We start from the raw sequence: 24,892 nt of genomic DNA, 5'->3' as shown, positions 1-24,892 counted from the left end.
AGAATGGCATTTAAATTTTTAATTTTCAATTAAGGGAGTTACTTTTGTCTGCTTAAAGAAACGATATGAAAAGGAAAGATTTTGAGGTGATGGCTCCGGTAGGTTCTTATGAGTCTTTGGAGGCTGCATTACAAGCAGGGGCGAACTCTGTTTATTTTGGGGTGGAAGGATTGAATATGCGCTCCCGTTCGTCGGCTAATTTCACGTTGGACGATCTGCGGAATATCGTGGAGCGTTGTAGTGCTTGTGACGTGAAGACCTATCTCACGGTGAACACGATTATATATAATACCGAGTTGCAGAAGATGCATCAGGTTATTGATTGTGCCAAGGAAGCGGGTGTTTCGGCAATTATCGCTTCGGATATTTCAGCAATCTTGTACGCCCGGTCTGTCGGGGTTGAGGTGCATATCAGTACGCAATGTAATATCACGAATTATGAGGCGGTGAAGTTTTATGCCCAATTTGCCGATGTCGTGGTATTGGCTCGCGAGTTGGATATGGATCAGGTGATGACGATTCATCGTCAAATTGTTGAAAATGATTTGCGTGGCCCCAAGGGAGAATTGATACAGATTGAAATGTTTGCTCATGGGGCGTTGTGTATGGCGGTTTCCGGGAAATGTTATTTGAGTCTTCACGAAATGAACGCTTCGGCCAACCGAGGCGCTTGTTACCAGATATGCCGACGTTCTTACACGGTGAAAGATACTGAGAGCGATATCGAGTTGGAAGTGGATGGGAAGTATATCATGTCGCCCAAGGATTTATGCACGATCGGGTTTATTAATAAAATGATTGATGCGGGAGTGCGGGTGTTTAAGATCGAGGGGCGTGCCCGTCCGGCCGAATACGTGAAGGCAGTCTGTGAATGTTACAGTGAAGCTTTGGAAGCATATCTTGACGGAAGTTACGGGGCAGAGAAGATCGCGGACTGGAAAAAACGCCTGTCCACCGTGTTTAATCGGGGCTTTTGGGATGGTTATTATTTGGGGCAACGTTTGGGCGAATGGAGCGAGGTGTATGGTTCGAAAGCCACGAAGAAGAAAATATGTATCGGTAAAGTGACCAATTATTTCGGTAAATTGCAAGTCGGGGAGTTTAAATTGGAGTCCTATGATTTGAAAGTGGGTGACGAGGTAATGATTGTCGGCCCGAATACCGGGGTGGTCCAGATGATCGTTCCCGAATTACGGTTGGAAATGGAACCCGTGGAGCAGATCGAGAAAGGTGCCGTGTTTTCCATGCCTTGCGAAACTAAATTACGACGGTCGGATAAGTTGTATAAGTTGGTAGACACGACGGAAAAGTTGATGCAATAAAAAAAGGGGGATGTCTAACAAGCTAATTAATATAACGTCAGTCCGATGAAACGTATCTATTTTATTTATTGATAAATAGCGATAAAAGTAGTTGATTTATTCATTTCAATTATAACATTTATAATCCTTAATTAATTGTATATACATCATTACAGGAGATTCCTTATTGATGTAATACGTGATTGCATCATGAATTCTTGATGAGTTACTGGTTAATAGTGATAATAATCTTTTAGAAATCTTATATGAAGCTTTTACAAACCTTATTATAATAGGGTTCATATAGGGTTACTATAGGGTTCGTATAGGGTTCATGACGGTACTTAATAAGTAGTGATTAACTATTAATGATCTAATAAAATAGTAACTCTCCATGGTAATTACCTGTTTTTATGCTGATTTACAGATGTATTTTCTCCTATAAAAGTTGAACGTCAGTTCGATGAAGTCGGTTTACTGATAAATTAATCAAGTAAATTTCATCGAACTGACGTTAATATAAAACTAGCTTCCCCTAGTCTCTCTTTTATTTAAATTATCTTTTACTAAATTTTGGGAACCGGGGCGGTTTGATATCAAATAAATTGTAGCTGATAACCACAGTTCCTCGCATGTGTAACATGCTATAATCGAAATATTGGTTATTGCTTTTGAATATATCCTTGAATCCCCATGAGAATCTTAGACCAAGTTCGAAACGGGTTGAAAGTTTTCGCTCATATCCCATTAATATACCTAAATCCCAAGAGTCTAGGGAAGAGTTAAAATCCATGTCATCCATATCTTCCGGCATGATCGAGTCGACTTTATCCGGTCCGGTAGTCCCTATGTATCCTTTTTTAGGATCAATCACAAATGAACTTTTCATTACCCATGCGAAATAGGGGCCAAGTAGAAGTCGATCTTTCCCGTTTCGTAACGTGTATTTGGTATACACGGGAATTTCAAGCATGGTAAAATCCATGTGCATTTCAGCCGATCCGGAAAAGTATTGAACGAGGTCTTTGTCTTGATAACGCTGATTCTCAACTCTGGCATCGGCGTTCATCGTGATCGTTTTGTACGTGAACTCGGTTCCTAGAGACCATTGAGAGGTAATCGGGAAGGATAATTTGGCTCCTAATGATAAATTCAATTTCGGGTAAGGATTGAATGTTTCAGGTATATATTTGAACGGAAAGGGAACTGCTCCCCCAATGTCTGTTCCTAACTGAACCCCCAATGCAAAACGATAATCAACATCGTCTGTTTTCTTTATATTTTCTTGTCCTTGCGCAGCGAAAGCTCCACAGATTAGAAATACAAGTATATATATGATGTAATGTTTCATGTGTCTGTTATTTAATAAATCAATTTGACATTATCGACTTCCATTGTACTACCAGGAGCTCCTAAGAAAATATCTCCACTCTTGCTAGAGCTAAATACAATGACAATATGAGTCGGAATTTTTTCATAGTCAGTGTATTCAACCGGAAGATTGTAGTGTGCCCAATTACGGTATTTTGAATCTTTACCGTCAAAAAGGATTTCCCCTCTTCCGAGTAATTCAACTCCGTCTGCCGGTCTTCCGTGGTATTCAAATTCTCCAGTACCTGTCCAACGGATCAACTCAACAAAGGCTTGGCCGACATCCACACCTTCGCGATCTTCGATAGAGTATTTTGAGCCACTCTTAACAGCTTGTTTCAATTGTGGGCCAGGTTCATACCTTGCGTCAAATTCAATAGACTTGATTCTTAAGGTATGCGGGATTCCAAAGTGAGTCATGGAGCGAGGATCGTTAAGAGCGCCGACATCAAATTTGAAACATCCTGTATACATGCTTCCTGCTGCAATTAATTTTCCGAAAATAAGGGCATTCTGTTCATTTGTCGTCATCTTGGCGGCATATCCCCCGTTGTGTTCAACGGGTAAGGTGCCTTTCACGAAAGTATTATTTGCTGTAGCCCAACCTTTACCATATCCTGGAGTTGGGTCTATTGTTTCGACATTCAAGTTGATTTCATTTCCAAATTTACCCCATAATTCAAAATCAGAATTAGGGATTTGTATTAGTCCGGTGAATTGTATATTCCATGTCCGGCGAGTTTGCCCGTCTTCGGAAACGACCGTGATTTTTTTAATATCATCGTAACCGTTAAATGTTAAGGATTCTCCCTCTGTATAACCATCGTAAGTAGCATTTTCGGATAGATGAATGTTAGGTTCTATTGTTATCGGGAAACCTGGATCTAGAACAGAAATATTGACTGTTTTGTTCCAGGGATTTATCGCGACAGTCATTTTATCGGATCCGGTAAACTTGAAATATGTAATGTCCGCACCGGTATCTATAGGCTCTAGTCGAATCGTGTATGGATGAACGAATCCGCTTTCTGCTATTAAAAAGAAATTAATGGTTGATTCACCCCCGTTAAATACGATATCTTGTCCTTTTTCGTAATTTCCGAGGATTTTATGAGTGCTAGAACTTGTTTCTAAAACAGTTTGACATGTTAAAGGGAACAGATTATCTTCCGGAACTACAGGGATCGTGATGAATTTGTCATCACGGTAAAGATCACCTAATTCAGCCGTGGAGGGTGTATATGATGTAATTTCGAAGCGTTCGATACTAGCTTCATCACTTAAATCTTTTACTTTTTCGCATGAACTCAATAGTCCTAATCCAAGTAAAAGCATCCAATAATGTTTTCTCATATAAATTAAGTTTTTGTAATATTCAGCAATTTTCATGCCATCTATGTAATTACGGGAAAAAGGGGCTTTGGGTTATTAACTGAACTTAAATTTACTTATTACTATAATCATTTTCACGCATATCTTCATGATATTTACTTGTCTCGCAGTTCTTTCCATCCTTGAATGATATCACAATTTGTGATATCAAGATTTCGAACTCTTTCTTTGTTCAAGGTCACAACTTGCGTTCTTGGAAGTTAGTCGATACCTCTCAATTTATCATTTATTTTAAACATGTTTCGTTTTTCTAGATCATCAATCTTTTTTCTTGTAATACCGAATGATGTAAAATACAATACAACCTAACAAGGCCAACAGGAGAATACCGGAGCTTATCGCAGATATTTTGGCTCCCATGAAATAGGATTGCGGTTTAAACTCGAATGTGATGACGTGTTCTCCGGCGGGTACGATCATGGCCCGCAGGATATAATCGGCCCTGAAGAGTTCACTCGGTTTACCGTCAACGTAAACATTCCATCCTTTGGGATAATATACTTCACTGAAGACGGCCAGTTGTTCATCTGCTGCTGATGTCTTGTATTCTAATTTGTTCGGGGCATAAGATGTTAACTGAATGGTCGCGTTCTCGTCGAAGTTAAAACCTTTGTCCTGAATGATGGATTGGAATTCCTTGTTAATCACGGCAGATTCTTTCGGGTCGATTTGTTTCAGCGTGATGATTTCGTCGTCCGGGGTATTCACAAGCTCGTAATCTTTCACAAACCACGCATTTCCGTAAACAAAACGATTATTGATGGGGGCGCTGTTCGGATCGATAATGATGTATTTGGCATTCAACATATTTAATGCTTTCTGTCTGGACAGGCTTTCTTCGATGGAGGAAAGCGTCGGGGACTGCTTGATATCATTTCCCAGACTTTGTATTTCGGGAATGATAAAATAGTCAATTATATCCTGATAGCGTTGCAATTTTCCCGCGCTGTATCCCCCGATGGTTTTATGGAAATAGCTGGTATGTGAATCGTTGAACACGTCCACGGTTAAATCCAGTACCCGGTAATTGGGATCTTTGTCTGTTAAAATGGCTTTATCGGCAGGACGAAGCTTGTATTGATTATTGAATTCCCTTTGGGTGACGAAATGATCGTTATTCAGATAACGCTTGTCCACCGTCCACATGTCGGCAAGAATAAGTAACCCCATGATAATAGCGAATTGCGTTACTTTCAATTTTTGGATGACCCATGCCCAGATAACGACTCCTGCCAGAAGGATAAAAGCCAGAGAACGGAAGGCATCCGTGCGGAGTAAGGATTCCCGTTCCGCGGGTAGGTATTGTTGCAACCATTCAGCTTGGGTATCAACGGGTGCAGAGAAATTACCTGCCAAACCGGGAATTAAAGCGAATACGGCGCAGATTCCGGCTGTGATCCCGATAGATATTTTTAGTCCTTTGACAAGAACTTTCCGTTCGAAACAACCGTTCAGAATTTTATTCAGCGTGTATATACCTAACAATGGGATCGTGACTTGCAAGACCACCAGCATCATGGACGGCACCCTGAATTTGTTGTACAGGGGAATGTAATCATAAAAAAAGCTGGACAATGCCATGAAATGACGTCCCCAACCGAGGAATAAAGCCAGCACGGATATTCCCACGATCCACCATTTCATGGGGCCTTTGATCAGAACTAGCCCTAGTACGAACAAGAAAATGGCAATTGCACCCATGTACATCGGTCCGGCGGTAAATGCCTGGGGACCCCAGTACAAGGGCATCTGTTTGATCATCTGATCCGCATTTTGGGCTCCCGCACTTTTCAAGAACTTATAGGTTTCGGAGTTTTTGCTCAAAGCACCGGCAGAAGCACCTCCTTTAAAGTTAGGGATTAACAAGTTAAATGTTTCGTCGATTCCGTAACTCCATGCTGTCGCGTACTGTTTGTCCAGGCCGCCTTTGGTTTGTTGATCTTGGTTCATGGTCAATTCCGAACCGCCTCGCATCGTGTATTTCCCATATTCCCACGTTGGCCACAAGTAATTTACATTGGTGGCGGCAGCGAAACCGGAAGCCACCACGAGTAAAATGGCCGTTTTGAAAAATGCCGGAAGAGCTTTCGCTTTAATGGCTTTATATAGTTGGGCGATACCATAGAAGAGAATGATAAAAGCCAGGTAAAACGTGATCTGCGGGTGATTTGCCATGATCTCGAAGGCGAGCGCTATACCAAAAAGTACGGCTCCGAGCCATCGGTTTTTTCGAAAGGCGTAAACGGCGGCAGCGAGAACGGCGGGCATGAATGCAATAGCCACCATTTTGGCGTTATGGCCTACTTGAATAATCTGGAAATTGTACGAACAAAAACCAAAAATCAACGCACCTAGAATGGATAGCCAGGGATTAACACCGAAGGCCAACAGCAAGAGATAGAAGCAAACGAGACCTAAAATCAAATAACTTGCCGGCCTGGGTCCCCAGAATAATTGATTATAAACGGTTTTTAAGAAATTCCCTTTATAACTGGTCCCGATCATCGTGGTAGGCATTCCACTGAACATGGAGTTCGTCCAAAGTGGTTCTTCTCCATTATGCGCGGCTCGATAATCATTTGTTTCCTTTGCGGCACCCACGTAAGAAGATATATCCGACTGGTTTACGATTTTACCTTCCAATACCGGGGAAAAGTAGACATACCCGATAATAACGAATAGAATGATTGCGAAAATATGCGGATAATATGCTTTCAGGTTTAATTGTTTCATTAGAATCTGTTTTACATGGTAAATAAATCACCGACAAAAATAAAAAATATAATATTTAAACCTTTAATACGTGGCGAATAATTACTATTTTTGTTTATCAAGAATTGTGTTATGAGAATATTCATGTTATCAAACCCGAACGCGGTACATACGCAAAGGTGGGTGAAGGCTCTTGCGGAACGGGGAGTGGTGGTTATGTTATATAGTTTCCGACCGTATAAAGATAATGGATATTATCAGGACATGAATAACGTGCAGATCAAATCTTTCACGAAACAACGGGAACTCAAAGGGATAAGGAATTTTTTTCCAATTAAATTGTTGACTTATTATCGGACGTTATTGAAAGATATCAAGGCGTCTATCCAGTCATTTCAGCCGGATATCGTTCACGCGCATTACCTCTCGGATAACGGTTTGTTCGGGGCGTTGTCGGGATTTCATCCGTTGATTGTTTCGGCTTGGGGAACGGATGTTTACGATTACCCGAAATGGTCAGGAAGCCGGGCACGTGTGATTCGTTACGTGTTGCGTAAGGCGGATTGTATATTATCGACAAGCCACGTAATGGCAAAAGAGGTTTTCAAGTATACCGATAAAGAATGGTTGTTCGTAACTCCTTTCGGGGTCGATATGTCATTGTTTAAACCATTGCCTGTAGTAAAGCAAAAGAATCACGTTGTTTTTGGTATTGTAAAAACTCTGTCGCATGGTTACGGTATCGACACGTTGATTGATGCTTTTGCTCTTTTGCGGGCTCGTCGCCCGGAGCTGTCTATTTCTTTGCGGATTGTGGGAGAAGGAAAGGAACGGGAACAACTGGAACGACAAGCGGCTGATTTGGGACTTTCTAAGGAAATATCTTTTATGGGGCGTATTGCCAATGATAAATTACCCGAAGTCATCAATCAATTTGATATCTTTGTGGCTCTTTCTCGTATAGAAAGTTTTGGAGTGGCGGTAGTGGAAGCGATGGCAACGGGATGTCCCGTGATAGTCTCGGATGCTCCCGGTTTTACCGAAATCGTGGAACATGGCCAGTCGGGGCTGATCGTGAAACGCGATGATCCCCAACAAGCCTCGGAGGCGATGGAAAATTTGGTTGATCACGAGGAGTTGAGACTTTCTTTAGCGAAAAACGGGAGAGAACGAGTACGTGCGTTGTATGATTGGGGTAAAAACGTGGAGGAGATGATTTCTGTGTATAAATTAATGTCAACAAATAAAAATGTTTAAGGATATTAGACAAGTAGTCAAAGATTCGATTCTTTACGGCATGGGAAATATTGCCGTGAAACTTGTCGGGTTTGTTTTAATTCCTTTGTACACGGATGAAAAATATTTCTCTCCCGCTGATTACGGTTTAATGGGATTGTTGGAAGTAACCTCTCAGATCATCATTGCCGTGATGGGATTATCCTTGTTTTCCGGGTTGATCAGGTGGTATTGGGATGATGAATACAAGGACAGGCAAAAGTCTATTTTTTTCACGACCTTGTTGTTTACCTTTGCAACTTCCATTTTCGTGGGAGGATTGCTCTGGTTCAACGTGGACGGGCTTTCCGCGTTAATCTTGTACGGCGAGGAATACACGATGGCAAGTCGGGTGCCCTACATTTTGCAGTTGCTTATTCTTTATTCTATATTGGCCGCTTTAATCGAGTTACCCCAAAATTTGTTACGATTGAAGAGCAAACCTCTTTTTTATTCTTTATCCAACATTACCCGGCTTTTGGTTACTTTGGTCTTGACGGTTTATTTTACGGTTTCTTTAGAACGGGGAATTTGGGGAATATACGAGGCCCAGTTAATAGGTGTTGCCGTGCAATTAATCATACTGTTACCTTTAATTATCCGGAATAGTTCTTTACATGTGGATAGAGCCTGTACCGTGCAGTTGCTGACCTATAGTTACCCGTTGATCTTTTCGGCTATTATCGGGAATTTGTTGACGGTCTTCGATCGCTATTTTATTAAAAGTTTTCAGGGATTGGATGAAGTCGGTTTTTATAGTTTGGGGTATAAAGTCGGGAACACGTTAAAAGTATTTGTTGTTACTTCGGTGCAGTTGGCGTTAACACCACTGTTGATGAAAAAAATGAATGATCCTGATAACAAACGATTTTATGCCAAAGTGTTGACTTATTTCTCTTTCGGACTGATGTTTTGCGCGTTAGGATTGAATTTATTTTCTCGTGAAGGGATTATTTTGGTTACTACGAATCCGGATTATATCAACGCTCTTTATGTCATTCCTTTTATAACATACGCAATATTCTTTGGTATGATGCGTGAATGTTGCTTGATAGGATTACAGGTGACCAAAAAAACGAAAATCATCAGTTATGTTATCGTTAGTATTACTATTTTGAATTTTGTATTAAACATGATTCTTGTCCCCGTGATGGGAATGTATGGAGCGGCATTAGCGACTACATTAGTGCAATTCGTCGCATGGTTTGCCTGCTATGTGTACGCGCAACGTTATTACCCGATTCCTTATGAATTGTCGAAAGTGGGGAAAGTACTGGTCGTGGGTACGGTCTTGTATTTGGCCGGGATCATGGTGAACGGGGTTAATATGTGGATCGGGATCGTGATAAAATGTGGTATTTTAGCTAGCTATCCGTTTTTGTTGTATTGGTGGCATTTTTACGAGCAAGAGGAATTGGTTAATTTGAAAGGGGCTTGGGTAAAATGGTCAAATCTGCAAAACCTGAAAGAGAATATCAGGAATATAAAAAAGTGAGAGGGTATAATTGATTTAGTCCGGGAAATGATAACGAAATTGAAATGCGTATATAGAAAAATCACCCAGAAGAGTCGGTTGGAAGAATATCGGCAGATATTGACCGCGGCGATAGGGCAGGGGTACCGGGTGATGACTTTAAGGGAGTGGGTAGAACTGGGCTTTCCCCGTGATAAGATTTTTTTATTGCGTCATGATGTTGATATTGATGCGAGAGGAGCCGGGCGGATGTACGAGATCGAAAAAGAGCTACATGTTCGTGCTACGTATTATTTTCGTCACATCACGATGAGGCCTGCTTTGATGAAGCGCATGTTGTCGGACGGGTTCGAGGTTGGGTTACATTACGAGACATTAGCCACGTTTATCCGGGAGTCCCGTTTGGAAACGAAAGAACAATTATCAGAAGATATATATACGATCTGTCGAACTCGTTTGACACGGGAAATTGCGTGTTTTCGAGAGGAGATCGGGGAAATGCAATCCATTTGTTCTCACGGCTCGAAATGGAATCGAAAACTGGATGTCTCGAATTGTCTGCTTGCGGACGAGAAATTCAGAGAGGAGAACGGGATATTATTTGAAACTTATGACCCGGAATTATTGGATAATATCTCCACGTATATATCCGATTCTTCGTTGAACCATAATCATGCATGGAGATACGGGAAGTCTCCGTTGCAAGCGATAGAGAACGGTGATGCCGTTATTTTGTTACTGACACATCCCGGACATTGGAATTATGATTTTTGTTCTAATATCCGGAAATTATGGCTTTCGTTTGTTGACCCGAATTAACGGTATAATTTGTCTAATTCTTTCCCGGCTGTTGTCATGTTATATTTTTCCAAGATGGCTTTCTTCCCTTTTTCGCCCATCTGCTTGCACTCTTCCGGGTGGTTGTACAGGTAGAGAACTTTTTTGATAAAATCTTCCGGGTCTTGATTTTTAAACACGACACCGCATCCTGTTTCTTCTACCAGTTCCAGTTGAGGGGTACAGTCGGACACCAGCACGGGACGCTCGAACAGCATGTACTGGAAAACCTTGTTCGCGATACCCGAATCATGTTGCGGGTTCTTGATTAGGGGAGAGAGACCCACAGCCGATTGATGAACGAACGAGGGAAATTCGGATAAATCTTTCCACTTGAAATAAATAATCTGGTCTTTAAGTTGCGGGTCTTTCAAGTAAGCGTTAAAAAGTTCCGCATCGCCTTTGTCCACGGGGCCGATGAATAACATCTTTATTTTGGGGTGCGTGGCAGACAGTTTTTTTAGTGCCTCGAAACAAGTGACGAACCCGCGGCGCACGCCAATGGCACCGAAATAGAATAGAATGAAATCATGGTCATGCGGTAGAACCTCCGGGTGTATCTCGTGGTCTAGTAATTCTTGGGCATCCGGGACATTGGGATATATAGCGAAATGTTTCTCCCGGAGTTGGGGAAACTTTTGTTGTAGTTCATTTTTGAAGCTATCGCAGAGAACCACGATATTATCCGCGTATAGCAGGTAACGTTTTTCAATCCGGCTCCAGCGTTTGGGATTTACCAGCAAACTTTTGGGGAATGTGGTTGCCCACGTGTAGGATTGTATGGCTGCCGGAAAGTTCTCGTGTAAATCCACGGTGACCGGGAGATGGAACTTTCGGTTTGCCACGTGTACGGGTCTTGCCATGTACAAATCATGTGTATGAAGAGCTTCCACGCGGGTGTTTTGAATGAAGGCCCGGATTTGCTTTTGCCATATCCAGTAGTAGAGAGGGAAACGGTTCACGATTCCGAATAACACTTCGCGTTTGCGATTGCTCATACTGAAACGGGTTACTTGGATGTTACCGATCGTTGCGGACATTCCAAGATGATACAGGTCGGGACACAGGATATGTATCTCGTGCCCGTGGCCTTCCAATATTTTAACCTCGTTCAACACGCGTTGATCTCTCGTGATTTCTTTATCTAGTATGACTCCGATTTTCATGATTATGATTTTTTACTCCCGTAATAATTTTTCGAGAACCCTTTCACCTCTTTTCCAAGTAACGCATTCCAACCACCCCAAAGTAACCCGAACCCGTAAGCGAAAACCTGTATTAACAGGGTCAGGATTGAAAAGAATGCAACGACGATATTGTGGTACCTGAAAAGGGATTGAAGAAACGCGAACAGGCAAACGGCCATTAACCCGTAATCAACGATATTCCATAGGAAATGCACGGGGGGATAATGTTGGCTCGTGAACAGGGTAACGAGTTCTAGTATGAATAGCCCGACGATTAATATGGCCGGCAATAGATGTACAAGTTTCAGCGTGTGGGGATGACGGCGAGATAAATTGATACGGGCAACGCCCCAGTTGAATATTTGGCGAAAGAATTTCGGGATACTCGTGCGCCGTTTGTGATAGACGTAAGCATCGGCGATTAGTCCGACTTTGAATCCGGCATTATATATCCGCATAGAATAGTCCATGTCCTGCCCGTGGCGTAAGCTTCCCATGCCTCCGATCTTGTTGTATACTTCTCTGGAGATACCCATGTTGAAGCTACGGGGATAGAAACGCCCCACGTGTTTTTTATTGCCCCGCGTACCTCCGGTTCCGATAAATGAAGTCATGGAATAGTTAATTGCTTTCAGTAGCGGAGAGAACGATGGATGGCAGGTGTCCGGTCCCCCGAAAGCGTCATAGTGATGTTCGTTTTGTACTTTTTCTATTTCTACCAGCCATTGAGGTGGAAACATGCAATCCGAGTCCACGAATACGAAATAATCTCCTTTTGCCTCGCTCATCCCGTGATTTCTGGCTGCTCCCGGTCCTTGATTTTGCTGGTAGACTGCCCGGATTTGTAAGTCGCTGCTCGAATGGTATTGCTCGATAAATTCTCGGAAACCGTCTTTCGAGCCATCATCCACGAATAATAATTCAAAGATATTTCGGTCTCCTTCGAGTTTTTCCGCACTATCGAGAAGTTCCTTCACCTCTTCCAATCGGTTGTATACGGCAATGATAATAGAGTATTTCATGGTTTTGTTTGGGATATGCTATTCTGTTGCGAATATACGGATTTTTAGTTAAGCGATGCTAATAAATGCGGGGATATTTACGTGACGTGTTTATCATTCATCACGAATGATCACGGAAGATTTTCTGGAAAATTTTGCTTCGTATTTGTATGCCTGTTATTTAGTTTTAATAATAGGCTTCGACGTTATCCTCCACCCGTTTGTGGATAAATTCCTGTTCCCAAATTGCGAGTCCGAGGATGATCCAGATAAAGTTGTAATGCCACCGGAGTTTCGGGTGTGCCGGGTAATCCAGAATGTACCGGATGTAATTGTAATTGAATATACCTTGTTTTTCAATGTATTCTTTGGTCAGGATTTTTTCCGCCGTGTCTTTCAAGTCCTTTTTGAATTGTAGGTACGGGTTGACGGAGAACCCCCACTTTTTCTTGGTGATGATTTTGGGAGGAAGATAGGGTTTCATGGCTTCCCGGAAAAGATTTTTCGTTTGATTATTCTTGATCTTCATTTCCACGGGGAGGGTAAAACCGAAATCAACGAGATCACGATCTAGGAACGGAACCCGTTCTTCCACGGAATGGGCCATGGACATCCGGTCGTCCGTGAGTAAATAATCATTGGTCATTTTAGATTGGAACTCGGTGTATAGCACCTGATCCAACCCGTTCTGGTGGCGTACGGATTCAAAGATTTTATCGAATTCTTTGTGGACCTTGAATTTTTCGACTTCCTGTTCTTTTAAGAATTTTTCGGAATAAATATTTTTGTAGAATGGGGCATCGTAATCCCACACGTTTCGCAGGATGAGGTAAAAACGTTCCACGTCCCCGATAGATAGTAACATTTGCACGCCCCGTCGATATTCGTCATAGCGTAACGATTTCGAGTTGTTTTGGAGGCGAAAAATGAAATCCGATTTCCAGCGCAACATGCGTTGCAGCCAGTGCGGGGTGTTGTGGTGCCAGTTGTTGAACGGGTAGATGAACTTGTGGATATCATACCCGGCGAACAGTTCGTCCCCTCCCAGGCCTCCCAGAATCACTTTCACGGTCGGGTGAACGAAGGCCGACATGTTGAAACCCTGTAACAAGTTGATCTTGGGTTCTTCCGCGTGCCAGATGACCTTGGGCATCTGTTGCATCGGGTTCATGGAAAGGCTCAACGTATGATGATGCGTGTGAAAGTGGTCGGCGATCTGTTGGGCATCGGGGAATTCATCCGTGGGTTCGTTGAAGCCCATGGTGAATGTGTTGATCTCCGGAATCCCAAGTTCGTGCATTTTTTGTACGATCGTGGAGGAATCCAGGCCTCCCGAAAGGTACACTCCCACGGGGACATCACTGACCAGTTGTCGCTTGACTGCTTGTTTGATTAAGTCATTCATCTTTTCTTTGGCCTCGTTTTCGCTGATCGACCGGTCGATGTTTACTTCCAGTTGCCAGTAACGTTTGACGGTAAACAATCCGTTCTCGAACACGGCAAAATGAGCCGGGGGTAATCGTTTGATTCCCTCGAAAAGAGTCTCGTTTCCCTGCGTGTAGCGCAGGTTCAGGTGTATATGTAAGGCTTTTAGATTTAGCTGGCGTTCGTATTTCGGGTGCAGGATAATGGATTTTTGTTCGGAGCCGAAAACCAGCACCCCGTCTTTTAAGAAGTAGTGTAAGGGTTTGACCCCGAAATGATCTCGAACGAGTATCAAACGATTATTGTTTTTGTCCAGCAAGGCAAAAGCGAATATCCCGTTCAATTTGTTCAAAAATCCGGTCCCGTATTCTTCGTAAAGGTGAACGAGCACTTCCGTGTCGGTTGCCGTGTAGAACACGTGGCCCTTGGCTTTCAGCTCTTCCCGGATTTCCTCGTAGTTGTATATTTCTCCGTTGAAAATGACACAGATACTTTGATCTTCGTTGAATATGGGTTGGTTGCCGCAGGTGGATACGTCAATGATCGACAAGCGTCTGTGTCCGAGGGTGAAATCCTGATAAGTGTATATGGATTGATCATCCGGTCCCCGATGTTCGATAGAGGACAACATTTCCGACATGAGTAGCTTGTTATCTGTATTCCGTTCGAATATTCCGGCTATTCCGCACATATTGCAAGAGTTTGTTTATACAAAAGTATCATTTATTTCACGGGTTTACAAGCGATTTAGTTTTTTCAGGGCTCGGAACTTGTGGCGATACATTTTTAAAATGTTAGGGATTCGGTCGTAATGACGGAATTTTTCACTGAATGTATGCAATTCTTCTCTTCCTGTTAGCCCGTGGAGAATTAGGAATTGTTGGCGGACGAGGCGAAGATAACCGATAGTACAGGGATCATCCTGCGGGTAGCCGGGGAGGTCGCAACGGTTGAAGCGGGACCAGAAGCCCATGTCAAACTTAGGGATTTGGCGGATGAGTCCTTCCACTCCCTCGTCGAAAAGTTGCTGGGCGAGAGCGTGTCCGTTGGGATTCACGCTTTCGGGGACAGCCCGGATATAATCGTATAAACCGAAAAGACAGAACCCGTGACCGTCCAGCACTCGCGTTGGTTTTGCAGCCACGTACTCTTCATAGAATGTTTCTCCTTTTTCCCGATCGACGGATACCCCGCCGGAAGTGATATCTTTGGTAAAAGGGATCAGGGCACGGGTGGCGGTTTCAAGATAAGTTTTATCTCCGGTAAGTTGCCAGGCTCGTAGTAAAACTGAAATTGCCCGGCTTTGAGCGAATGCCGATTTCCATGGCGTGTTTACCCCGTATTCGGGCTTGGCAGTCTCGGTAAGCCAGTAAGTTCCCAGCATAGGATCATCGGTCCGCTTGTCCATGAACCAGTCGGCAAATCGCAGAAAATAAGCTTTCTTGTCCGGGTCCTGTGTTTTTAGCCACGTGTGGAAAACGGCGAGGGCGTATTGCCCGATCGTTATCGGGTAATAGAAATAGCCTTTGGTATCAACAACGTCAATATAAGAGTGAACTTGAGGAATTCCTTGTGCGTCAAACAGAAAGGGATGATTCCCGCCTCTCGTGTTGATCTTGTCTTCTTCGAACACGAAGTAATAACAGGATAATTTGGAGTTTTTGTTATCCAGGCAAATGGTTAAATGTTTGTTCTCGTTGAAATCCGTGAGCATTCTTTTCCCGAAGAAAATGGCATTCTTTATTTTCATAGTTCTGTTTTTTGCGCCTGTTGAGAGAGGATATGTGTCATGAAATTTGCCAGTTCTCCCGTGGTTGCTTCACGGGAATAACGGGAGCTGTTACTGAAAGGATAGGCGGGGATGTGGTTTTCCCATGCCGAATATAATTCGCGTAGTGTTTGTTTCGCTCCTGCCACGTCATTATAATCAATCATTTTTCCGCATTGACATTCCTCGATGATGTGGGCTGCCTCTCCTTCTAAATTGCCTATTGCGAAGATGGCTCGTCGGGCCCCGATGTATTCGAATAGTTTTCCGGTAAGAATACCCTTGTTGTTGGGAACATTATCTATCACGAGGAGTAGGGCATCAGAATGATTAATGTGCCGTATGGATTCTTCGTGAGGGAGATAGGATATGTATTCCGTATCTGATGTTAAACCGTTTTCATCGACCAGGGATTTTAATTCCGGGCAGGTGTTGCCAATAAATTTAAGTCGGAACCGGACGTTTTCTTCCCGGAGTTCTTTGAGAGCAACGAGAAGAGGGTACGGAATCCGGGTTACGGATAATACACCCGTGTATGTGATTACCGGACAGGAATTGTCGGGCATAGGGGCGGGAGTGTTGTCGTAACCGTTGAAGACGAGGTGAGTCTCTTTGGGTTTATCGCATTTACTTTCCAGTAAGCGGAGGATATCCTTGCTGATAGATACTATCCCGTCGGCTTGGTTCAGGGCTGCATGTTCAAGTTTACGGTCTTTGCGTTCTGCGAAAGGTGATCTTTTGACATTCTGGTTGTAAACGACTTCTTTCCAAGGATCGCGATAATCAGCCACCCAAGGTTTCCCGGTTTTCCGTGCAAGGGATTGCCCGATAAGTTGTAGGGAATGGGGAGGTGATGAGGTTAGTATGAGATCAATCCCTTCCGTGCGGATGATTTTTTCCCCGGCTTTGACGGCAAAGCGTTTCCAACCGACACGGGCATCCGGGATGAACAAGTTCAATCGGATCCACTTGGAAAGGCGGGTCACGAGGTTGGGACTTTTTTCTGTCAGAATGTATGTCCCGATATTTTCATTTTGCTTTTTACCTGAAATCAGCTTGAAAAGGGAAAAGGGTTCGAAAGTTTTAGTCTTGTATATTTTGAGACCGGAAGGAATCTCTTTTTCCAAAGAGATATCCCTGGCAGGATACTCTCCCTTGCGTACCGTTAAAATGATGGGTTCCCAACCGAATTTCGGGAGATATTTGGCGAAATTCAATACCCGTTGCACTCCGGGGCCCCCGCTGGGCGGCCAGTAATAAGTGATGATTAAAACCTTTTTGCTCATTTTACGGGTGTATTAACGTGTCGACAATGATTTTGGCCGCGTGCCCGTCTCCGTATAAGGATTTGGAGAAGTTCGGGACATGGTATTTCCGGTAGGTATCCATGATTACTTCGTATGAATTACCGGCCAGGGAGTTGTACCCGTTTTCTACAAGTTCTGTCCATTCCGTTTCGTTACGCAGCGTGATGCAATATTTTTTGAAGAAAAAGGACTCTTTCTGCAGCCCACCGCTATCCGTCATGACAAGAGAACAATGATTTAGCAAATAAAGCATTTCCAAGTATCCGACGGGTTCGATGAAATGAATGGGGGAATTCTTCGTGTCGTAGTTTTGGGTTTCAAGTTTTGATCGGGTACGCGGGTGAAGGGGACAGATAACTTCCTGTTCCCGCGAGATCGTTTCCAATGCATGGATGATATCCATCAGATGTTGTGGATGATCCGTGTTTTCAGCCCGATGTAAAGTTGCGAGCACGAAATGATCACTTAATTCAACCTTGGGGGGGCGGCTATGGGTTTGATAGAACAGGGCCGCATCAAGCATGACATCCCCGGAGGTGACAATACGGGTCGGGAAATGGTCGAAGCCCTCTTGACGTAAGTTTTCGATAGCCGTTTCTGTCGGGCAGAAAAGTGTGTCGGAAATCCGGTCTGTTAATATCCGATTGATCTCTTCGGGCATTTCCATGTTGAAGGAACGGAGACCGGCTTCCACGTGTGCAACTTTGATATGCAGTTTCTTGGCAGCCAATGCTCCGGCAAGCGTGGAATTCGTATCGCCATACACGAGAACCCAGTCCGGTTTCCTGTCAAGTAATATTTTCTCTATTTCTTCTAACATTTTCCCGGTCATGGCCCCGTGTCCCAAGTTGTTGATATTTAAGTTGTAGGTGGGATGCGGGATGCACATCTCTTCGAAGAAAAGATTACTCATGTTCGGGTCAAAGTGTTGTCCCGTGTGCACGATGGTTTCACGGATATCGGCATGTTTGCTGATTTCCCGGCTGACAACGGCGGCTTTTACGAATTGTGGTCTTGCCCCGACGATGGTAATGATTTCCATAAATTGAATTCTATCGGTTAAAAAAAGCGTGAATTTTCTCGATGATATACTCCTGTTCTTCCGGTTTCATTTCCGTGTGCATGGGGAGGGATAATACCTCTTCACTTAATTGTTCTGCCACGGGGAACGTTCCTTTGCCCTGTCCTTCTTTTGTGTAGGCTTTCTGCAAATGCAACGGGATGGGGTAGTAGATCATGCTGGGGATTCCCTGTTGCATCAGGTAGTCTTTCAGTTCATCCCGGCGATGGTTTTCTACCCGGATCGTGTATTGGTGGAACACGTGGGTACTGTCGTTTGCCCGTTGCGGCAAGATGATTCCTTTGACGGAAGCCAACTCCTTGTCGTAACGATCGGCAACTTGATTACGGGCAGCCGTGTATTCGTCCAAGTATTTCAGTTTCACGTCCAAGATGGCTGCTTGTAGCGTGTCCAGGCGGGAGTTGCAACCCACGATGTCGTGATGGTATTTTATCTCTTGGCCGTGGTTGGCTATCATGTGGGCTCTCTCTGCCAGTTGGTTGTCCCGGATAAAAAGAGCTCCTCCGTCCCCATAGCATCCCAGGTTTTTGGAAGGGAAGAAGGAGGTGGTCCCGATGTCTCCAATGCAGCCTGCTTTTTGCTTGTGGCCGTTGCGGAACGTGTAAGTGGCCCCGATGGCCTGGGCGGTATCTTCTACCACGTATAGGTTATGGCGGCGGGCGATCTCCATGAGAGAGGCCATGTCGGCACATTGACCGTACAGGTGCACGGGAACGATGGCTTTCGTGCGAGGCGTGATTTTTTCTTCTATTTTGGTGACGTCAATGGTGAAGCGATCGGCTACGCAATCCACGAAGACGGGTTCTAAATGCAGCAAAGCGATTACTTCAGCCGTGGCCACGTAGGTATGAACGGGAACGATCACCTCGTCTCCGGGTTGTAATCCTAGGGCCATTAAGGCAATTTGTAGGGCATCCGTGCCGTTGGCACAAGGGATGACGTGTTCAATCTGGTTATATTCGGCAAGGTGCCGGGCGAAAGTTTTTACCTGGGGACCGTTGATGAAGGCCGTGGTGTCAAGTACTTCTTGGATGGCACTATTTATTTCTTCTCGGATACGCTCGTATTGCCCGTGAAGGTCTACCATTGTTATTTTCATGGTTGTGAAATTATTGTTTATTCTTCTATTTTTTGGACTAGTCCGTTTTGTAGATGATAACGTTGTTTGCTTTCCGGGCATTCGGCGATACCGTTCTGATCGAAGTGAAGGCGGTGCCCGAATTCACTCATCCAACCGATTTGTTTGGCCGGATTCCCAACCAGCAGGGCGTATGCGGGTACGGTTTTTGTTACCACGGCCCCGGCCCCGATGAAAGCATAAGCCCCGATGTCGTGACCACACACGATGGTCGCATTTGCCCCGATCGTGGCTCCTTTACCGACATGCGTCCGGGCGTATTGGCTTTTCCGGTTGACGGCACTACGCGGGTTGGTTACGTTCGTGAACACGCAGGAGGGGCCTAAAAAGACATCGTCGTCACAGGTGACTCCCGTGTACACGGATACATTATTTTGTACTTTGACTTGATTCCCAAGGATAACTTCCGGGGATATAACCACGTTTTGACCGATGTTACAGTTTTCTCCGATCTGGCAGTTGCTCATGATATGAGAGAAATGCCAGATTTTAGTTCCTTTTCCTATGGTTGCGCCTTCGTCTACGATGGCGGTTTCATGTACGAAATAGTCTTTCATCTTTATATTATTTTAAAGGCAAAGATAGTTTTTCTTAAAGTATTGAGAGAAACATGGATGATGTTTTTTATTTCTGTTTGTACTAAAAAAAGCCGCCCTATGGAGGACGGCTTTTTCGGTTTGTGGTTTAGGTTACTAGTAAAATTTATATCTTGTATCTACTACTCCGGCCTTTTTCACGAGAGCGGGAAGGAGTTGGCGGAATCTGTAGTATATGGTATTTTGTTCGATACTTCTTTTTGCCATTTCAATTTGTTCCGGGGTAACCGTATCAACTGTTTTTGAGTTGACAACTACCACGTAAACACCTTGGTTCCCGATAATGGGTTTGGATATTTCGTTTTCATTCATCGTAACGACCTCGGCGTTCAACACGGGCTCGATTCCGGCTCCGGGGATCTGGAATGAACTGAAGCTAACGTCTGTTGCATCCATTACCTGAGCGTTTGCTTTTTGTGCTACAGAAAGCAAACTTTCACTTCCGGCGATAGCGCTTTCCAGTTCCTTCGCGATGATTTCACCTTTTTTCTTGCGAATGAGTTCGTTCCGGATAGCAGCAGAGACAGAATTTAATGGGGCAATACCTTCTTCTTGAATTCCAGTTAAAACGGCAACTGTGAATTTATCACCTGCTTCAAAAATCGGAGATTTCTCTTTTGTCATCAGGATATTTCCCGCTTTGTCAGCCAGATAAGCCTCGCGGATGATCTCTCTTGCATTGTCCAGTCCGGGGATCTGGTGAGCATTTTTAGCCAAATTGGCAATACGTTTCGTTTGGTTGTTGGCTGTTAAAGCCGCCTCGAAATCTGCCACGGTATTAATGTTGTTTGCAAATGTGCGGGCGTTGTTGTAGATCGTGTTGATCGTTTGTTGTGACGGGGTGATCTCTTTAGAGATGATACCTACCTGAACTTTTTCTACCGGGGTTGATCTGTCGGTTACTTGTAGGATGTGATATCCGTAATCTGTTTTTACAATCTTCACCTCGTTGTTTTTCTTGGAGAAGAAAGCAGAATCACTGATCGGTTTTATCATTTGCTCCTGAGTGAACCAGCCAAAATCACCTCCGTTTACAGACGTGTTCTGATCAGCAGAATATTGTCTTGCCAAAGCATCGAAGTCTCCGCCTTTACGGATCAAACCGGCCAAGCTGTCGGCTAATCTTTGAGCCTGAGCGGGGGCCACGTTACCTGTTGCAATCAATATGTGACGAGCTCTTACTGAATCGGGTAATACACGGCGATCTGCTGCACGCACGATATTGTATGCGTTATCTTTCAAATAAGGTCCGAATACGTCATTGCTTTTTTCCGTGAACAGGAACTCATCCAACGCTTCGTTTTCCAATTCTCCCTTTTTGTAATATTTGGGTTGATGTCTTTTCTCGGTTGAAAGACTTGCGAATTCAAGCACGTTGTTTGCTTCTGCAAATTCGGGCTTTAAATCGTTCACCCAATCTTCAGTTTCTTTGATGTCTTCGGCGGAAGCCGTGATATCAAAATTCACGTATGCGATTTGTCGAGATTCTTCTTGCTCGAACAAATATTTGTGAGAGTTGTAGTAATCCTTGATTTCGTTCGGGGTAACTTTCACGGCAGAGTCGCTAACTGTGTTGTAGCTTTTCATGATGAAGCTGATGTCAACTGTGGTGGCAGCATTCTCGGCAAGTTCTTTTGCCTGGGCATCTGTTACAAACAATGCTTTTGCCAACAACGTGTTGTATTTTTCTTGTTTACGAGCGGTGTTTACTTGCTCTTCCATGTTTAACCAGTATTCCTTTTGCGGGGTTCCGGCAGGAGCTTCGATCAATTGTTTGATGATCAAGCGAGCCCGATCTTTGTCTACTTGTCCCGTGTTGGGGTCTGCGAATAATTGGCTAACGGCGGGATTCATGTTGTTCCCTAACAAGAAATCGTACAATTCGTCTCCACTTACATCCAATCCCAGTTCCGCGTATTCTTTGTTCAACACGATTTCAGAAACGATCTGGTTCCAGGTATTTTCCCGGATCATACGTTGTTGATCATCCGTAAGAGCGGATAGACCGTTCATGCTTTTGATGAAATCTTCGTTTTTCGCTATCTTTTGTTGGTATTCCTGAATACTGATAGATTCCCCACCAACTTCTCCAACTTTGTTTCTGGAACGATTAATAAGGCTGGCGCCCGAACTGAGAGCATCTCCAACAATAAAAGCCACTAGGGCTAATCCAATCACGATACTAACAAGTATTCCACCGCGATTTCTAATTTTTTGTAACGTTGCCATTTATATTAAAATTTTATGTTTCTACACACGAATAATCTATTTTTTCGAGGGTACGAATATATAAAATGGATTGGTTTTATGCAAATAAATTTCAATCCCTTTCATTTATTGACCTATTCCTTTTTTTTCGTCTCTTTTTTTGTTCCTTTTTTTGTTGTTTTCACGGTCGTTTTTTCGTCCGTCTTCTCTGTCGTTTTTTTGGTAGTTTTCTTCGTCGTTTTCTTCTTACTGCTCCCACCTTTTGCGATAATGGCCATGGTTTCCTCGAAAGTCAGTTTATCAGCCTCTTGACCTTTTGGGATCTTGTAGTTCTCTTTGTTAAAAGTGATGTAAGGGCCAAAACGTCCGTTAAGGATTTGTACTCCATTATCGAATTCCTTGATTTTTCTGTTTTTCTCGATTTCTCTCTTTTCGTTGATACGCTCGATAGCAGTTTCCAGGGTGATAGTACCCGGATCATCAACGCCTTTCTTCAAGGAAACGAAGAGTTGGTTGTGTTTGATGTATGGACCGAAACGACCAATACCCACGGATACGGGTTTCTCTTCGAATTCACCCAGTTGACGGGGAAATTTGAAGAGCTCCAAGGCTTCCTCCAGGGAGATGGTTTCCATGAGTTGCCCTTTGAGTAATCCGGCATAGCGAACGTTCTCGCCTTCCCCGATTTGCGCCATGGGGCCGAAACGCCCGATACGTACGGAGACATTTTCTCCGGTTTGCGGGTCTGTTCCAAGCACGCGGGCTCCGGTGTTACGTTCGGATTCTTTCAGTGTTTTTTCCACGTTAGCATGGAAAGGTTGATAGAAAGTTCCGATCATGGATTGCCATTCAACTTCTCCTTCGGCGATATGGTCGAGAGCATCCTCGGCATTTGCTGTGAAGTTGTAGTCCATGATGTTGGTGAAGTAATTGGAAAGGAAGTCAGTCACGACCATTCCGATATCCGAGGGGAATAATTTTTTCTTCTCGGCCCCGAAAATTCGTTTGATCTTTTTGACTTTCAAATCTTGTCCTTTCAGGTCGATCTGGTCCAGTTCGCGTTCTACACCATCCCGACTTTCCCGAAGAATGTATCCCCGGTTCTGAATCGTCGTGATTGTCGGGGCGTAAGTGGAAGGACGACCGATTCCCAAGGCCTCCATTTTTTTCACGAGACTGGCCTCCGTGTAACGCGGGAGATGCGTCGTGTATTGTTCTAGGGCTTGGATCAGCGAGCGTTGCAAATGATCGCCTTTATGAATAGCAGGTAATAATGCCGCTTCGTCATCTTCTTTCTCGTCATCTTGGGATTCTATGTACACTTTTAAAAATCCGTCGAAGATGATGACTTCTCCCACGGCCTCGAAAGTGTATTGCTTTCCGGCAATGGCTATCGTGATTGTCGTTTTTTCCAGTTCTGCATCGGCCATTTGAGAGGCCAAGGTGCGTTTCCGGATCAACGCGTAAAGTTGTTGTTCATTTTTATCGCTACTGACGGATTCTTTGTCCATGTAAGTCGGGCGGATGGCCTCATGGGCTTCCTGTGCGCCTTTTGTCTTGGTAGCGAAATTTCTGGGTTTGGAATACTTTTCTCCCAGTGTGTTACAGATAACGGCTTTCGCGGCCCCAATAGCCAATTGAGACAAGTTCACGGAGTCCGTTCTCATGTACGTGATGTGTCCCTGTTCGTAAAGTTTTTGAGCCACGGTCATGGTCTGTGAAACAGAAAATCCCAGTTTACGGGAGGCTTCCTGTTGTAGCGTGGATGTCGTGAAAGGCGGGGCAGGCTTGCGGCTACTCGGTTTTGTCTCGACATTGCTGACCGTGAAGGTAGTTCCTTTACAGTATTCCATGAAAGCAACCGTTTCTTCTTTCGTGGAAAAACGTTCGGATAATTCGGCCTTTAGCGGAACTGCATTTCCGTTTGCATCTTTCGTTTCGAATGTACCGGTTACTTTATAGTATTTCTGTTCAACGAAATGGTTAATTTCTCTTTCCCGTTCAACAATGAGCTTTACGGCAACGGATTGAACCCGTCCGGCAGATAAAGAAGGTTTCACCTTTTTCCACAAAACGGGAGATACCTCGAATCCCACTAAACGGTCGAGAACCCGGCGAGCTTGTTGGGCATCAACGAGATTTTTATCAATGTCCCGCGGGTTGTTGATCGCGTGTAAGATTGCGTCTTTCGTGATCTCGTGGAAAACAATACGTTTGGTATTTTCTTTTTTTAAGCCGAGTACCTCGAAAAGGTGCCATGCGATGGCTTCTCCCTCGCGGTCCTCATCGGATGCTAGCCATACCGTCTTGGCTTCTTTGGCGAGTTGTTTCAGTTCTTTTACAATAGCTTTTTTGTCGGGAGATATTTCATATTTGGGTTGAAAATTATGTTCGATATCAATCCCCAGGTCTTTTTTCTCCAGATCCCGGATATGTCCGAAGCTTGATTTTACAACATAATTTTCTCCTAAAAAACGCTCGATCGTCTTGGCTTTAGCCGGAGACTCGACAATTACTAAATTTTCAATCATATACGATTTTCTTTTACGTTCCCGCTTCTTTCAGAAACGGATTATCGCTTTTTCAAGCTGGTTCGTCCTAAAATTAGGGTGCAAACTTACGTAAAACAATTGAAAATGAAAAACGGTCGGAAAATAAAAGCTGAACTCGAAGCCTCATCTTTATGATTTTAAGATGCCACGAGAGTTCAGCTTCAGAAAAAGTGATTGATTTTATGGAAGATTATTGTGGAATTTTTTGTATAACTTTTTCCCAGCGTTCCTTTTGGGCATCTGTTGCCCGGGCTTTATCGAAAGTGA

General features: G+C 43.9%; 17 protein-coding genes. 4 read left to right on the top strand and 13 right to left on the bottom strand.

Annotated elements, in window-relative coordinates; translation table 11 throughout:
- The first annotated feature begins 65 nt into the window (after positions 1–65).
- Positions 66–1,322, top strand: a complete 1,257-nt coding sequence (locus DWW52_RS14075; protein WP_118716139.1) for a peptidase U32 family protein — start codon at positions 66–68, stop codon at positions 1,320–1,322.
- A gap of 535 nt (positions 1,323–1,857) precedes the next feature.
- Here DWW52_RS14075 and DWW52_RS14070 read toward each other — a convergent pair.
- From DWW52_RS14070 to DWW52_RS14060, 3 genes are all read right to left on the bottom strand, one after another.
- Entirely contained in the window at positions 1,858–2,652 is a 795-nt protein-coding gene (locus DWW52_RS14070) for an outer membrane beta-barrel protein (RefSeq protein WP_118716138.1), read from the bottom strand.
- A gap of 11 nt (positions 2,653–2,663) precedes the next feature.
- Positions 2,664–4,061, bottom strand: coding sequence for a PCMD domain-containing protein (locus tag DWW52_RS14065; protein WP_118716137.1), 1,398 nt, complete (start codon positions 4,059–4,061; stop codon positions 2,664–2,666).
- A 261-nt stretch (positions 4,062–4,322) separates the two neighbouring features.
- Positions 4,323–6,797: a YfhO family protein gene (locus DWW52_RS14060; protein ID WP_118716136.1), complete on the bottom strand. Its 2,475-nt coding sequence runs from the start codon at positions 6,795–6,797 to the stop codon at positions 4,323–4,325.
- A 111-nt stretch (positions 6,798–6,908) separates the two neighbouring features.
- Here DWW52_RS14060 and DWW52_RS14055 point away from each other — a divergent pair, with 111 nt between their 5' ends.
- From DWW52_RS14055 to DWW52_RS14045, 3 genes are read left to right on the top strand one after another with little or no spacing between them, the layout of a single operon-like run.
- Positions 6,909–8,033 carry a glycosyltransferase gene (locus DWW52_RS14055; RefSeq protein WP_118716135.1) on the top strand — a complete coding sequence of 375 codons (1,125 nt, stop codon included), beginning with the start codon at positions 6,909–6,911 and terminating at the stop codon, positions 8,031–8,033.
- On the top strand, positions 8,026–9,546 hold the full coding sequence (locus DWW52_RS14050; protein ID WP_118716134.1) for a lipopolysaccharide biosynthesis protein: 1,521 nt from the start codon (positions 8,026–8,028) through the stop codon (positions 9,544–9,546). Before DWW52_RS14055 ends, DWW52_RS14050 begins: the two co-directional genes overlap by 8 nt.
- 27 nt (positions 9,547–9,573) lie before the next feature.
- Positions 9,574–10,344, top strand: coding sequence for a hypothetical protein (locus DWW52_RS14045; protein WP_118716133.1), 771 nt, complete (start codon positions 9,574–9,576; stop codon positions 10,342–10,344).
- Here DWW52_RS14045 and DWW52_RS14040 read toward each other — a convergent pair.
- From DWW52_RS14040 to topA, 10 genes are all read right to left on the bottom strand, one after another.
- On the bottom strand, positions 10,341–11,528 hold the full coding sequence (locus DWW52_RS14040) for a glycosyltransferase family 4 protein (RefSeq protein WP_118716132.1): 1,188 nt from the start codon (positions 11,526–11,528) through the stop codon (positions 10,341–10,343). The two genes, DWW52_RS14045 and DWW52_RS14040, sit on opposite strands and share 4 nt — an antisense overlap.
- Positions 11,529–11,530: 2 nt before the next feature.
- Complete coding sequence (locus tag DWW52_RS14035) at positions 11,531–12,571, bottom strand: glycosyltransferase (protein ID WP_118716131.1); 1,041 nt, start codon at positions 12,569–12,571, stop codon at positions 11,531–11,533.
- A 166-nt stretch (positions 12,572–12,737) separates the two neighbouring features.
- Positions 12,738–14,666 carry an asparagine synthase (glutamine-hydrolyzing) gene (asnB, locus tag DWW52_RS14030; RefSeq protein ID WP_118716130.1) on the bottom strand — a complete coding sequence of 643 codons (1,929 nt, stop codon included), beginning with the start codon at positions 14,664–14,666 and terminating at the stop codon, positions 12,738–12,740.
- Between the two features lie 45 nt (positions 14,667–14,711).
- Complete coding sequence (locus DWW52_RS14025) at positions 14,712–15,725, bottom strand: D-glucuronyl C5-epimerase family protein (protein WP_118716129.1); 1,014 nt, start codon at positions 15,723–15,725, stop codon at positions 14,712–14,714.
- The gene (locus tag DWW52_RS14020) at positions 15,722–17,029 is read right to left on the bottom strand and encodes a glycosyltransferase family 4 protein (protein ID WP_118716128.1); all 1,308 of its coding nucleotides are present in this window, start codon (positions 17,027–17,029) and stop codon (positions 15,722–15,724) included. The genes DWW52_RS14025 and DWW52_RS14020 overlap by 4 nt, the downstream gene beginning before the upstream one ends.
- A gap of 1 nt (position 17,030) precedes the next feature.
- Complete coding sequence (gene wecB / locus DWW52_RS14015; protein ID WP_118716127.1) at positions 17,031–18,092, bottom strand: non-hydrolyzing UDP-N-acetylglucosamine 2-epimerase; 1,062 nt, start codon at positions 18,090–18,092, stop codon at positions 17,031–17,033.
- 10 nt (positions 18,093–18,102) lie between these two features.
- A complete protein-coding gene (locus DWW52_RS14010; protein ID WP_118716126.1) occupies positions 18,103–19,230 on the bottom strand; it encodes a DegT/DnrJ/EryC1/StrS aminotransferase family protein in 1,128 nt (375 codons plus the stop codon).
- A gap of 17 nt (positions 19,231–19,247) precedes the next feature.
- A complete protein-coding gene (locus tag DWW52_RS14005; protein ID WP_118716125.1) occupies positions 19,248–19,826 on the bottom strand; it encodes an acyltransferase in 579 nt (192 codons plus the stop codon).
- Positions 19,827–19,961: 135 nt separating this feature from the next.
- Positions 19,962–22,094, bottom strand: a complete 2,133-nt coding sequence (locus DWW52_RS14000; protein ID WP_118716124.1) for a peptidylprolyl isomerase — start codon at positions 22,092–22,094, stop codon at positions 19,962–19,964.
- 113 nt (positions 22,095–22,207) lie between these two features.
- A complete protein-coding gene (topA, locus tag DWW52_RS13995; protein WP_118716123.1) occupies positions 22,208–24,604 on the bottom strand; it encodes a type I DNA topoisomerase in 2,397 nt (798 codons plus the stop codon).
- Positions 24,605–24,892: the final 288 nt, after the last annotated feature.

It is taken from the genome of Odoribacter sp. AF15-53 (assembly GCF_003479425.1).
GTDB lineage: Bacteria > Bacteroidota > Bacteroidia > Bacteroidales > Marinifilaceae > Butyricimonas.
The sequence above is the reverse complement of the archived record's forward strand: the minus strand, read 5'-3'. Positions and strand labels throughout refer to the sequence as shown.

Bases quoted from the DNA above. Each gene is read 5' to 3' on its own strand.
- DWW52_RS14050 (WP_118716134.1), top strand. From the start codon at position 8,026: ATGTTTAAGGATATTAGACAAGTAGTCAAAGATTCGATTCTTTACGGC.
- DWW52_RS14000 (WP_118716124.1), bottom strand. From the start codon at position 22,094: ATGGCAACGTTACAAAAAATTAGAAATCGCGGTGGAATACTTGTTAGT.
- wecB (WP_118716127.1), bottom strand. From the start codon at position 18,092: ATGGAAATCATTACCATCGTCGGGGCAAGACCACAATTCGTAAAAGCC.
- DWW52_RS14070 (WP_118716138.1), bottom strand. From the start codon at position 2,652: ATGAAACATTACATCATATATATACTTGTATTTCTAATCTGTGGAGCT.
- DWW52_RS14075 (WP_118716139.1), top strand. From the start codon at position 66: ATGAAAAGGAAAGATTTTGAGGTGATGGCTCCGGTAGGTTCTTATGAG.
- DWW52_RS14060 (WP_118716136.1), bottom strand. From the start codon at position 6,797: ATGAAACAATTAAACCTGAAAGCATATTATCCGCATATTTTCGCAATC.
- DWW52_RS14005 (WP_118716125.1), bottom strand. From the start codon at position 19,826: ATGAAAGACTATTTCGTACATGAAACCGCCATCGTAGACGAAGGCGCA.
- DWW52_RS14010 (WP_118716126.1), bottom strand. From the start codon at position 19,230: ATGAAAATAACAATGGTAGACCTTCACGGGCAATACGAGCGTATCCGA.
- DWW52_RS14025 (WP_118716129.1), bottom strand. From the start codon at position 15,725: ATGAAAATAAAGAATGCCATTTTCTTCGGGAAAAGAATGCTCACGGAT.
- DWW52_RS14035 (WP_118716131.1), bottom strand. From the start codon at position 12,571: ATGAAATACTCTATTATCATTGCCGTATACAACCGATTGGAAGAGGTG.
- asnB (WP_118716130.1), bottom strand. From the start codon at position 14,666: ATGTGCGGAATAGCCGGAATATTCGAACGGAATACAGATAACAAGCTA.
- DWW52_RS14040 (WP_118716132.1), bottom strand. From the start codon at position 11,528: ATGAAAATCGGAGTCATACTAGATAAAGAAATCACGAGAGATCAACGC.
- topA (WP_118716123.1), bottom strand. From the start codon at position 24,604: ATGATTGAAAATTTAGTAATTGTCGAGTCTCCGGCTAAAGCCAAGACG.
- DWW52_RS14045 (WP_118716133.1), top strand. From the start codon at position 9,574: ATGATAACGAAATTGAAATGCGTATATAGAAAAATCACCCAGAAGAGT.
- DWW52_RS14065 (WP_118716137.1), bottom strand. From the start codon at position 4,061: ATGAAAATTGCTGAATATTACAAAAACTTAATTTATATGAGAAAACAT.
- DWW52_RS14020 (WP_118716128.1), bottom strand. From the start codon at position 17,029: ATGAGCAAAAAGGTTTTAATCATCACTTATTACTGGCCGCCCAGCGGG.
- DWW52_RS14055 (WP_118716135.1), top strand. From the start codon at position 6,909: ATGAGAATATTCATGTTATCAAACCCGAACGCGGTACATACGCAAAGG.